This is a genomic window from Candidatus Hydrogenedentota bacterium (genome assembly GCA_012523015.1).
In the GTDB taxonomy this organism is placed as follows: domain Bacteria; phylum Hydrogenedentota; class Hydrogenedentia; order Hydrogenedentales; family CAITNO01; genus JAAYBJ01.
Genome location: JAAYJI010000016.1, coordinates 1 through 11,564 on the forward strand (window position 1 = coordinate 1; position 11,564 = coordinate 11,564).

Annotated in this window: 11 protein-coding genes; 1 reads left to right on the plus strand and 10 read right to left on the minus strand. The window is 47.8% G+C overall.

Annotation, left to right across the window (positions count from 1 at the left end):
* Positions 1-517, plus strand: a 517-nt coding sequence (locus GX117_00790) for a hypothetical protein (GenBank protein NLO31880.1), incomplete at its 5' end; no start/stop codon positions are given.
* 90 nt (positions 518-607) lie between these two features.
* Here GX117_00790 and GX117_00795 read toward each other — a convergent pair.
* The 10 genes from GX117_00795 to GX117_00840 all read right to left on the minus strand — a co-directional run bounded on the left by GX117_00795 (position 608) and on the right by GX117_00840 (position 11,199).
* Positions 608-1,273, minus strand: coding sequence for a DUF1080 domain-containing protein (locus GX117_00795; GenBank protein NLO31881.1), 666 nt, complete (start codon positions 1,271-1,273; stop codon positions 608-610).
* A gap of 107 nt (positions 1,274-1,380) precedes the next feature.
* Positions 1,381-2,970: a xylulose kinase gene (locus tag GX117_00800; protein ID NLO31882.1), complete on the minus strand. Its 1,590-nt coding sequence runs from the start codon at positions 2,968-2,970 to the stop codon at positions 1,381-1,383.
* A gap of 53 nt (positions 2,971-3,023) precedes the next feature.
* Positions 3,024-3,674, minus strand: a complete 651-nt coding sequence (locus tag GX117_00805; protein NLO31883.1) for a class II aldolase/adducin family protein — start codon at positions 3,672-3,674, stop codon at positions 3,024-3,026.
* A 2-nt stretch (positions 3,675-3,676) separates the two neighbouring features.
* A complete protein-coding gene (locus GX117_00810; GenBank protein NLO31884.1) occupies positions 3,677-5,143 on the minus strand; it encodes an aminotransferase class III-fold pyridoxal phosphate-dependent enzyme in 1,467 nt (488 codons plus the stop codon).
* Between the two features lie 139 nt (positions 5,144-5,282).
* Positions 5,283-5,978 carry a DUF1080 domain-containing protein gene (locus GX117_00815; protein ID NLO31885.1) on the minus strand — a complete coding sequence of 232 codons (696 nt, stop codon included), beginning with the start codon at positions 5,976-5,978 and terminating at the stop codon, positions 5,283-5,285.
* A 265-nt stretch (positions 5,979-6,243) separates the two neighbouring features.
* Positions 6,244-6,948 (minus strand): Crp/Fnr family transcriptional regulator, encoded by a 705-nt coding sequence (locus GX117_00820; GenBank protein NLO31886.1) that lies wholly within the window; start codon positions 6,946-6,948, stop codon positions 6,244-6,246.
* Between the two features lie 58 nt (positions 6,949-7,006).
* On the minus strand, positions 7,007-7,606 hold the full coding sequence (locus GX117_00825; protein ID NLO31887.1) for a DUF2179 domain-containing protein: 600 nt from the start codon (positions 7,604-7,606) through the stop codon (positions 7,007-7,009).
* Between the two features lie 159 nt (positions 7,607-7,765).
* Positions 7,766-8,044 (minus strand): exo-alpha-sialidase, encoded by a 279-nt coding sequence (locus tag GX117_00830; protein NLO31888.1) that lies wholly within the window; start codon positions 8,042-8,044, stop codon positions 7,766-7,768.
* Positions 8,045-8,071: 27 nt separating this feature from the next.
* A complete protein-coding gene (locus tag GX117_00835; protein NLO31889.1) occupies positions 8,072-8,899 on the minus strand; it encodes an exo-alpha-sialidase in 828 nt (275 codons plus the stop codon).
* A gap of 62 nt (positions 8,900-8,961) precedes the next feature.
* Positions 8,962-11,199: a response regulator gene (locus GX117_00840; protein NLO31890.1), complete on the minus strand. Its 2,238-nt coding sequence runs from the start codon at positions 11,197-11,199 to the stop codon at positions 8,962-8,964.
* Positions 11,200-11,564 lie beyond the last annotated feature (365 nt).

The window sequence follows — 11,564 nt, forward strand, 5'->3', positions numbered from 1 at the left end:
GCTTTGGGTTCCCGATATTGCTGTGGGCCGTGTATTGTCTCCCAACTGGGCGATCTATTTTCACTTTGGATATTCCGGCGGCACCGTTCGCACAAAGGCCAATGACCGTTCCTTACTGCTCTTGCCGCTGCGCACCGATTTCGAAATATTTCGTTCTTCCGCTTATCTCGGCTTATGCATTGACGGCTTTCCCTGGGGAATACCGGAACCTCGAAGGTACAAGGGGATCCGCGATCACCTGCGCCACACCAAACCATTCTTTGGGTTTCGGTTAACACAAAATTATGCCGGCTATAAAGTGAAAGCCAAAGCACAACTCTCGCCGCTGCCCAAGTTTTTAAATTTTCAACAAAGGGAGAACTGGTGGGTCACCACACTCAATCTGAATATTGGCGCAGACATACCTATCAATGAGCGCAACGCCTTCGTGCTGAACGGCGGATATAATTTTTCATTCCACCGCGCATATGACTTTAACGGTGTTGCAATCACCGCCGGGTGGAAACATTATTTTTAAGGAGGCAGCACGCAAAGGCTGTCAGGCGCTGCCTCCGAATCTGCATTTTTTCTCAGGGGGCGTAGCACATCTATCACACACACCGTATCATTATTTCCCCAGCTCTTTCACAAGCATGTTGCGGAAATAAACGATATCGCCATGACCTAAGAATCCAATATGTCCTTTTGTATTCTTCAGCCCCGGGTGCTCTTTGCCGTCAATGGTACCGTCTTTGCTCGCCTCGTCAATATCCGCATCCACAATGGTGACGCCATTAAGTATGACCTTGATCCGACGGCCATCGGCGATAATCTCCTCCGTATTCCACTCACCGACAGGTTTCAAATGATCTCGTTTCGCAGGGACAACGCCATAATTGGAGCCGTGGGCTTGGTATTCATGAAGATCTTTATACTTGGGATGCCGATCATCTAATATTTGAATTTCCATTCCGTCATAAGAAGCGCTGCCTTTCAGAGGCGCACGAATGCCAACACCATTATTAGCGCTGGGCGTCAATTTAAATTCAAAGCGGAAAATAAAATCGGCATATTCTTTTTCCGTGTAGATGTTGCCGCCCGGCTTGCAGACCATACACCCATCTTCAACTGCATAGCCTTTCGTATCACCCACCCATCCAGACAAATCCACGCCATTAAAAATGGAAACGAATCCTTCTTCACAGCTTTCTTTCGCCTCGTCGGCATTGCTCCACACGCCCAATACGACGAACACACTTACAAAAATCAGGATCCATTGAAAATATCTGGTCATTTTTATTTCTTTCTATACATGGGACAACTAACATGGGTATTGGTGAAGGATTTATTATGACATGAAAAGGATATTCAGAAAAAGTGTCCTTTGAAATTTTAACACGTTCAACGCCCGGCGCCGCGGTTTAAACGTCGGTAGATCGCTTTATTGTGCTTGTACAACGCGACGAACTCACGGAAGCAGCGGTCATAGAGCGCTTGTGTTTCAGGGTTGGGCGTGTACGTCCCTTTATAACGGGTAAGCTGAGCCGCCTCTTCGTAGCGTAGTATACCCAGCCCAACAAAAGCGATAAAGGCGGCGCCCAAACTGTTTACTTGAATGGGATTCGCTAGTTGACGGACAGTCAGCCCCAGGATATCGGCGAAAATCTGACACCAAATATCAGAAGCAGCGCCGCCGCCGGTCAAGGTAATGCTTTCAGGACATTTACCGAGGAAGCGTTGCACCGGTCGCAGGAGCCAGCGATTATTAAAAGCAACGCCTTCAAAGAAAGCACGGACAATATCTTCTCGTGAATTGTGGAGCGATAAATTGTGAATGGCGGCACGGATATAAGGATCGTCGACGGGCGAGCGTTCTCCATAACTCCACGGCGTAAACAAAACACCATGACTTCCCGGCGGCGTTCTTTCAACGATGCGATCCATTATTTTATAAACATCGGGCGTTTGGGCTTCACTGAGTAATTCATCTTTATGATAGAGAATTTTATCTCTTAAAAAGCTCAGATTGCCGCCTGCTGTCGCTTGGAGGGCAGTCATTAAAAATCGCCCGGGCACAGCACAAGGTAAAGAGGCAATGGATGAAAAGATATCTGTTTTCTTGAAAGGAACATGAGCTGCCATCCAAGAAGAAGTGCCCAAATAAAGGTGAAGCGCGTAATCTTCGATAGCGCCGGAACCAATGGCGGCGGCCGTCGTATCAATGGATCCCGCGACTACGGGAATTCCCTGCGCCAATCCTAAAGCTTCTGCAACTTCGGAACGCAAAGGGCCCAAACTTTCCGTGCAGGGAACAAGATCGGGAAATTTATCACGATCCACACCGCTGCAGCGAATAAGCGCGTTGCTGTAGTCTATGGTGGTCGGGTCTCGATTGTCCGTGACCCAAGAGGTGGTAATAGAATCGTAGGTGGCAACGAATCTGCCGGTCAGACGCAGATTCATAAAGTCCAATACATTTAAAAACTTATAGGTTCGTGCGTAAATGTCGGGAAAAGCATATTTGATGAGCAGCATATGTGCCGCAGGATCTTTGCCCGTCAGCGAGGGAGCGCCGCCGGTCAAATGGATCCAACGATACAGTTTAAAAAGATCATAGCCGGCAACGCGGATCAGTCCGCCGGTGATTTGTTTTAGATAGGCAACGCCACGGGTATCCATCCACAAAATACACGGCATTAGGGGGCTTCCGTCACGATCTACGGCTACAGTGCCCTCCCCTTGGGTACTGGAACAAAGAGCGATAACTTTCTCCGCCAGCGCTGCGTTCTTGGCAAGCAACCGTCTGCCTGCGCGCAAAAAGGCCTGCCACCATGCTTCAGGATCCTGCTCGGCGCCGCCGCCAGGGAGCAGTGTAGTCTCTACCTCCTCAAACTCCCAACCCGCCACATGCCCTTGTTTGGATACTAAAGCGACCTTACAGCCGGAGGTTCCGAGGTCGATGGCAAGCACATAGGGATCGGTCTCCATCATGATTCCTCCGTCAAATTATCAATGTTTAGAGACTCATAAACGAGGCTCTGCTGTTAGGCTTTCCATTGTTTTGAATATTTTTTCAAAAAAATCTGATGCATCAATACCGCTTCAAAACGGTTGATACTTTTTGCGCCGCCTAGAAATTCTGCTTCGATAAAAGCCTTACATCCTTTTTCCAAAACCTGACAACACAAGAGCGCTTCGTCGAGATCACGGCCCAAGCAAATTGCTCCATGATTTGCCATAAGCGCTGCCATGCGACCACGGAGCGCGCGCATCGTCTTTTTCACAATGCGTTTTGTCCCGGGCAAGGCATAATCTGCAACACGCACAGAAGGACCGATTAGCTGGGCGACATCATCAAGTACGGGAGGCAGCTCACGCCGAGCTGCTGCAAGGGTGGAAGCATGAGGCGAATGCACGTGAATCACAGCGTTGATTTCTTTTCGTTGGCGATAGACCTCTATATGCAAATCTTTTTCGCTGGAGGGTTTGGGCCCTACATGGTTGCCGCTCAACAGATCAATAATCGGAATATCTTCATTGGTTAATTGATTGTAGTCGGCACCGCTGGGGGTAATGACCACCTTATCATCAAGTCGAACACTGATATTCCCCCAGGTTCCTACGACAAGCCCGGTCTCGACAAGGTGTATTCCCATTTCTCGTACAGCCTGCTGTGTTTGTGTAATGGGGTCCATGATTATTGTTCTCCTGTGAGTACAGATCGATCCACTTTATTAAATACTTTTTCAAAACGTCCCAAGGCATCATCGATAACGTCGTCTGTATCCGCCAAGCTGGTATACAATCGGCTGCCTGCCAAGCTGATAATACCTTCGGCCGTGTAGGCAGCTCCATACTCTTCCATCCCTAATTTGCGCGCCTTGATTTCTTTTAGAACACGGAGAATATGAAGATACTCAAGACGGATAAACATACCGCCCACCGTTTCCAAGTGACAGATAGAACCTTGATTATAGGCGACAAAGGGAAGCTTAAGGCTTTCAATAAGCCTATTAAGCCCTTCGGTGAGGCGGTCGCCGGCCAAGCCCGCTTTTTTACAGGCATCGGTGGCGGCAATTTCTTGTATCGTGAAATAACCGGCCGCCGCGCTCAGCGGATTGGCGGCCAAGGTACCGCCCACATAGGCCCGTTTCTTTCCGCTTTCCAAACCCGCCGCCATCCGTTGAATTAGGTCTCTCCGACCGCCCACGCCGCCGGCAGAGGGATATCCACCGGCAACGACTTTTCCGAATATGGTGAGATCCGGGCGGACTCCAAAATAGCCTTGTGCGCCGCCAAGCCCCACGCGAAATCCGGTCACTACCTCATCAAAGATAAGCAGTGCCCCATATTTGTCGCAAAGCCGGCGCACCTGCTCATTGTGTTCGTGGTCCACGGGGCGCGTACCGCTTTCCGGTCCGACCGGCTCGACCAATACGGCAGCTGTACCGCCGTGCAAGCGATTGAAGAAGAGTTTGCGGTCGAGAGAAGCGATATCATTGGGAGCCGCTTCTACGGTGTATTTGGTGCAGACGCGGGGAATGCCATGGGCTTCGAAGCGGCGCGAGCGGGGCAGCTTTAAACTGTAAACCATCTGATCAGACCAGCCATGATAGGCGCCGCCCATTTTGATAATGTATTTCTTTCCCGTAGCAAGGCGGGCGACGCGTATGGCTGCCATCACGCTTTCCGTGCCGCTGCCAAGCATGCGGAACATTTCCACCGCCGGCATGTGCTTGGAAATTTCTTTTGCTATCTTCAATTCAAATTCATGGAACAAGCCTGTTACGGGGCCGCATTTGCGGAGCAGATCAATGACTTGTTCTAAAACAGCCGGCGGATTGGAACCGAGCACGGTGGGACCGCCTGCCTGTAAAAAATCAATGTAGCGATTGCCGTCTAAGTCATAAAGATAAGGGCCCTCGGCGCGATCCATGACCAAAGGGAAGGGATAGTTAAAGGATAGATTATGCTGAACACCGCCGGGAATATAGTCTTTTGCCTCCGTGATCATCGCTTTGGATTGGGCACATTGGGTATTCAATTTCTCCAGATATTCATTCAACGCATCACGCCGAATAAGCACCGGCGGAAGCGCCATCAATCGGTCGATTTTACGATAAATTTCTTTGACGTCCGGATACTGGCTGATCGCATAGGACATAGTCCATCACTCCTATAGGCTTATCTCGAAACGGGATTATGGTGTTCTCCCAATTTTCAAGATGATCTAACAATGATTGAGCACAGGCACGAATCACCTTTAATGATTGCGCTTGTCGATGGGCAGCGGGCTCGCCGCGTCACTCCATTTCTTTGATCTTAATGTTGCGGAACCAGATTGGCGCACCCGCATGTTTTCCTTGGAATCCGATTCTGCCTTTAGTCGGCAGGGTACTCAACGGTTTACTCAACCAAGCAGGCACTTCCGAACCATCAGGATTGGTTTTCGCAGAGGTATATTCATCCATATTCATGGCTACAACGGCTTCACCATTCAAAGTAACCTCAATATCTTTACCCATACAGCGAATGGTGAGACGATTCCATTCACCCGGTTTTTTGACCACATTTTTTGTTGGTGCCAAGTGTCCGAAAACAGCACCACAATGCCAGTTCGCGGGAGAATCTGCCCATTTGTCGGCATGGTCATCAGCAATCTGGATCTCTACCGAATTGGGAATCCAGTCCGCCATGTCGCTGCAGTACACGATTACGCCGCTGTTGCTTCCTTCGGCATTCTTAAATTCCAAATCAAGCACAAAATTTTCATAGTCACGACCGGTCCAAAGGGATTCATCCTTCGTTGCAGTCAACTCACCATCCGTACAGCTCCATACCCCTTCCGGTTTAACGGCATTTGAAAGATCTGCAGCGAACAAGTTTTCCCACGCAGCACTATCGGGATGCGCTAAGGATTCTTTTGATTCGGCCTGTACTGCTGCAGCATAGAGAACTAAAGTCAAAAGGATCATGGAAATAAAGAGTCTTTTCATCATCGTATTCCTTTGTTGGTTAAGATTATCTGTACCGTTAATTATACATAATCGACCCTAGACAGTCATGTATAGCCTTTCAGGTTATAGCTTGAGCCTTTATCAGAAAAAGAACAGGATTTTTTTACTGCAGCTCTTTCCCCAGATCAATTCGGAGACTATAGAGGGTGATGAAGCGTTGAAATACTTTAAGGGTGTGAAAGGTGTACAGCTGCCGAAGATACCGCGGGATACAGGGCATTTCACTGCGTCGGCAAACTAAAAGATTTTATAGCTTGTCGCCTTCGGCCAAATCGTGAAGGAGCGATTTGTTTGTCAACTCGATACGTCTGCCTTTCATAAGAATGATTCCGCGGCGCTGCATCCGTGTAAGGGTTCGGCTCAGCGTCTCCGCCACCGTTCCCAATCGCGCTGCAAGCAGGGTCTTCGTCGTAGTCAGCTCAAATTCATCGGCGTTGTCGGACTCTTCGGATAATTCGAGCAAATGACGCGCCAATCGAGTGGACACTTCTTTCAGCGAAAGATCATCGATCATTTCGACAAAACGCCGTAAGCGCCGGGATAAGATGGCGAGCATATTAAACAGCAAGTCCGGCTGCTTTTCTGCAAGCATTTGAAAATCGCTGCGCCGGAAATAAAGGATTTGAGAAGCTACTAGACTTTCAGCGGTAGCGGGATAGACGCCGCCTTCGAATACGGCGACTTCACCGCAAGGTTCGACACCCGATAAAATATGCAAGATCTGTTCGCGTCCATCAGCTCCGTAGCGACAAATTTTAACCTGTCCCTCCCCTATGATATAAAAGCCATCTGCAATTTGCCCCTCCCGAAATAAGAGTTCGCCCGCTTCGTAGATACGTACAGAACAAAGGGACGCCACTTCACGAATCATATCCAAAGGTAATTCTTCAAAAAGCGAACAAGCAGAAAGTTGTTCAGTACGTTTTTCAATCGATACGGTAATTCTTTTCATGACACTGATTCACACCCTTTAAAAAGAATCTTATGATCCGGCTCTTTTCTCACCGAAGCTATTTTCCTTTTCGCGAAGCGCCTGTTATTTTACGCCAGTTCATGAGTCCGGAATTGTCGCTCGGGAAAACGCCGCCTGCTGCATTTCGCACATCATTGGTTACCACAAAAGCATCCGGTTGGTGTTTCTCCAAAATGGAGGATACCAAAGACAAATCTTTTCGTTTAATAATCAAATAGATTACACGGACTTTGCCTTGTGCTCCTTGCGCCCCCACCAAGGTGGCGCCAAAATGCTTCTGTTTAAACTTTTGCAGAAGAGAAGCCGCGTCATTATGCGTAATGATCATAAGCGATAGAAAGCCCATCGCCAAACGGCGTTCGATATACATCCCCACAAAATTACCTGCAGCAAAGCCGCCCGCGTAAGCGATATAATTTACCCATGAGGAAAGATTATCCATAATGCGGCTGATGGCAATGAGCCAAATAAGCACTTCAAAGAAACCGCATAAAGGCGCCAATAAACGCATACCTCGGCTAAGAAAGACGATCCTGAGCGTTCCGATGCTGACGTCCAAGACCCGCGAGAAAAAAATCATCACGGGCAGGATCCAGACCGCATGGTCTGCAACAAAGGAAAATAAATAATCAAACATGAGTTATCCTTGCCTTGAGTAAGCAAGCCTTTCTTATAGCGCCCGCGACAGCGCAATAGACAGGGATTTGTAAAGGTGCAATCCTCGACCTAGCGCCAAGACCGGTTCCAAGCCTTAAATCTCAATGCGCCAATTTCCCGGCCGCCTCTGCCACTTTTTTTAAAGTGCTATCCGCTCCCGTAACCACGAAAGCGGCACCCGCCCAATTCGTGTATGACTCAGCCCCGGTACAACTTGGGTATCTCCTGCACAAAAGCCGAAAAGGGCATGTTCGTCTGTAAATGCAATTGCAGTATAACAGTACCAGCCGTGGGGATTATCTTCTAAATTCACCCGATTATGCCACGTCAACCCTTCGTCTGTGGAAATAGCAAGCGTGAAGGGTGTGCGCTTTTTTCGCAGTGCCTCATCAATATTCGCGTGATCATTCCAAAGCATCAACAACGCGTCCGTTCCCGGAATCCTTTAAACGGACAGGGGCGATACTGGAGTTGCCAGTTCCGTGGGGACGGCATCAGACCACGTAATTCCGCCGTCTTCAGAAATGGAACGGTAAAAGAAACCGCTACTGTTGCGCAGCCACATAAGGAGATGCCCGTTTTTAAGTTCGATAACACCCGGCTCTTGGAATCCCGTATTAAATTCCCGAGGCGCTTCCAAGGTGGTCTGTGAAAAATACCACGTTTTCCCGAGATCATCAGAAAGTACGCACATGCTTATCCCACGCTCTTGAAAGGGCTCTCCCTGCCGTGCGTGCAAGGCGGCAGGAATCACGAGGCGCCCTCCGGAGAGCTGTACGATGCGACTGTTATTAATCACGTAATAGCCTATAGGCTCAGGAATACATTCGACCGCATCCCCCCACGATTGCGCCTCATCGTGAGAAATGCGCATCAACGGGCGGCAATCATCTTCCCCATTTTTTCGAATGTAAAACAAGGCGATAGAATCATCCGACAGACGGAGCAAAGATACGGACATGACATTCATCCCGCCTTCATTTTTCACGACGACTTTATCCTTGCTTGTCCAGGTTTTTCCGCCGTCGAGGGAGCGGCGTGATGCCAAGAAGGCGGCATCGTTATCATCTTTTCCTCCATAAAAGTGGGTATAGATGAAAAGAAGGGAACCATCTTTCAAGACGATAAAATCCCCTTCCGAATTTCTGGGATTCTTTTCGTTCGGTAAAAGATCAAGAACGATTTCATAAGGGATCTTATCCGAGACGTCGACCTTCTCCGAAGCATCCCTTACAGCCTTGGAATCTTGCGCGGCCGCACACACCCCAATCATTGCCGTAAAACAAATGATTGTAAACACTATACCGCGGAAGAACATTCTATTTTGACTTTGCATTATTTGTTCTCATCTACCATTTTGTCCAATTCCATAATAAAATCTACAAGCAGAAAAGGTTTCTCTAATATAGGTCTGCCTGTGCTTTCCATAAAGAGGCGACTTTGATAATTTAGCATATCAGCCGTAATAAAGAGAATACGCGGTATGAGATGAGGATATCGCTCCGCTATTTCCAGATAAGTTTGTTTGCCATCCAGACTTCCGGGAATCAAATAATCGAGAAGGATTGCGTCATACTCATTTATTTTAAGTTTCTCCAAAGCCTCCATACCGGTGGATGCCGTATCCGCTCGAAAACCATGCATATATAAAAATGTCTGCAACAAATCCTGTAAGTCAATCTCATCATCGACAATCAAGATTGACTTTTCCAAAACCTTCGTTTGCATCGGTATGGACGGTTCGATTTCTTTGGGAATCTCTTTCATCACCGGCAATTGAAGAACGAAGCAAGCCCCTTTAGGCTCTTTCATCCCTGCAGTACAAACGCTGAGACTGCCGCCATAATCAGAGACCACAGCCCGTGCGAGGCTCAGCCCCAAACCAATGCCGCCTTGTTCACGGCGCGTAGAATAAAATGGCTCAAAGACTTGCTCACGCTTTTCAATGGGTATTCCGGGGCCATCATCGACAACACGCAAGCGGACCAGCTCATTTTTTATCTCGAGCGAACAAAGGACTTGGTGCCGCGCTACATGCAGCGCATTTTCCAACAAGCTTAAGACGATTTGCGCTATTTGTTCCGGTACACATTCGATTAAAGCGGGTTTATCGGGGAACTGCCACGATATAAGCCGGCTTTGTGAAGGGGTCAACATGGGCTGCACTGACTCACGGATCAGCGTTTGAAAATCTACGGGTCTCCGTTCCAAAGGCATGCCCCGCGCAAAATCGAGAAGATTATCTACTGTTTCTTTGCAGCGAAGACTATTGCGCAAGATGCGGTTGACCGCTTCCGCATATTGATCCGGCGGTAATCCTTTCGACATCATTTCGGCAAAGCCCAACACGACACTTAGCGGATTACGCAGCTGGTGCGCTACAGTCGTACTGATTTGTGCGACCAAAGAAGAGCGCTGCTGGCTGACGATTTGATTTTCCAATTGCTTTTGCATTTGCCGGCGATGAGACCGATCATAAACGACATTGATCACATGGGTAATGTTGCCGGACTCATCAAGAAGCGGAATCAACACGACCATGTACCATTTGGTTTCTGACGTCATCATTACGCTGATATCGATGAACTGAAATAATCCCGATTCAAACACATCTTTACACCGGCAATTTCCACTTTTCCCCGCATCACGCCCATGCAGAAAACAACACAAGGGTTCTTGAAAGTCATAGCCCATAGGCGTCAAAAGGCTGGTTTGTTTGGAATTAAAAGAGATGTTGCCATTCTGATCAAAGAGCTGTAAGGGCAATGGAATCATGGGCAACAGATTTTTTTCAACATATTCAATGCCCCGTTGAGAGGGAGATTCCTTTTTTTCTTCCGTATCCAGAAAGAGCACCGCTCCAGCACGACGCCCTTCACTGTCGAAAAAAGGATGACCGGTAATTTCGACTCCAATTTCCCGGTTGCCAAAAGTGATGGCGCCGGGAAAAGAGGCGCGCGTTAAATCGGTTCGTTTATTCTTCAAGAACGAACGCAGCTTTGAAGCAGTCGCCTCATCGCATAATGACAAGAAGTCTGTATTTTGAAGGATGTCGGCATCGCTGTTGATGAGTCGGGCAAATCCATGATTCACCATCTCAATTACGGCGCTGTTATCTACGAGCACCATGGCCATGTCCACCGATTCTAATATGGCCTTTTGCCGCCGAAAATTCATGTGCCGGTCTTGGCGGGTACGGAGCGCGAAATACTCAACGACGGCTTGCTCAAGACAAGAAGAATTGTCATAGACAATACTTAAGATTTCGGCATCAGTTACGCCTTTCACTTGACCAACACACTGCTCTGTTAAGGCTTTTTGAAAACCTTTCAAGGTCAGATAAGCGTCCCCGGTCATAATAGCCAAGCTGCGATTGCGCTCCACGAACTGCGTCGCCCATTCTGCCATGGGGCAGCTCTTACCATTGAGAATCGCCACATTATATTGAAGCCAAGTCTGGATTAAATTGCGCAACACGGTATCTTCTATCATCTTACTGTCTTTAATAAGATGCTCCACCAACTCAGAAATATTGGCTTCGATATAACGTGCTAAAACCAATCGACTTTTCATAAATTTGGCTTTCTTTATACGAACGAGAATAAAAGAAATATTTCGTCTCGGATATGCTGCGGCAGGGCCATGTAAGATTTCCCAAACTTGGTGTTGCTAAAGCTTTAAAACACCCTCGGAATAGGCAATCTTGTGGACTTGATACAGTACAGGCACTGTTTTCAGTTTTTAGCAAATTCGTAATGGTATTACAAAAACATTATATAAAAAACTACCAAGTAATACAATCACTTTGACCTCGCAGGTTCAAACTCGAATTGCAACCCCTTCCTGAAAAAAGACTTCGGCCGGAGTTCTGTAATTAAGTGTTTTCCTTGGTCTATTATTTAAATCTTGAACAGCCCTTTGTAACTGCTCTTCAGAAA

What these genes read in the sequence shown, in the direction of transcription:
- GX117_00795 (NLO31881.1), bottom strand. Translation starts at nt 1,273, where the DNA reads ATGACCAGATATTTTCAATGGATCCTGATTTTTGTAAGTGTGTTCGTC.
- GX117_00800 (NLO31882.1), bottom strand. Translation starts at nt 2,970, where the DNA reads ATGATGGAGACCGATCCCTATGTGCTTGCCATCGACCTCGGAACCTCC.
- GX117_00805 (NLO31883.1), bottom strand. Translation starts at nt 3,674, where the DNA reads ATGGACCCCATTACACAAACACAGCAGGCTGTACGAGAAATGGGAATA.
- GX117_00810 (NLO31884.1), bottom strand. Translation starts at nt 5,143, where the DNA reads ATGTCCTATGCGATCAGCCAGTATCCGGACGTCAAAGAAATTTATCGT.
- GX117_00815 (NLO31885.1), bottom strand. Translation starts at nt 5,978, where the DNA reads ATGATGAAAAGACTCTTTATTTCCATGATCCTTTTGACTTTAGTTCTC.
- GX117_00820 (NLO31886.1), bottom strand. Translation starts at nt 6,948, where the DNA reads ATGAAAAGAATTACCGTATCGATTGAAAAACGTACTGAACAACTTTCT.
- GX117_00825 (NLO31887.1), bottom strand. Translation starts at nt 7,606, where the DNA reads ATGTTTGATTATTTATTTTCCTTTGTTGCAGACCATGCGGTCTGGATC.
- GX117_00830 (NLO31888.1), bottom strand. Translation starts at nt 8,044, where the DNA reads ATGCTTTGGAATGATCACGCGAATATTGATGAGGCACTGCGAAAAAAG.
- GX117_00835 (NLO31889.1), bottom strand. Translation starts at nt 8,899, where the DNA reads ATGATTGGGGTGTGTGCGGCCGCGCAAGATTCCAAGGCTGTAAGGGAT.
- GX117_00840 (NLO31890.1), bottom strand. Translation starts at nt 11,199, where the DNA reads ATGAAAAGTCGATTGGTTTTAGCACGTTATATCGAAGCCAATATTTCT.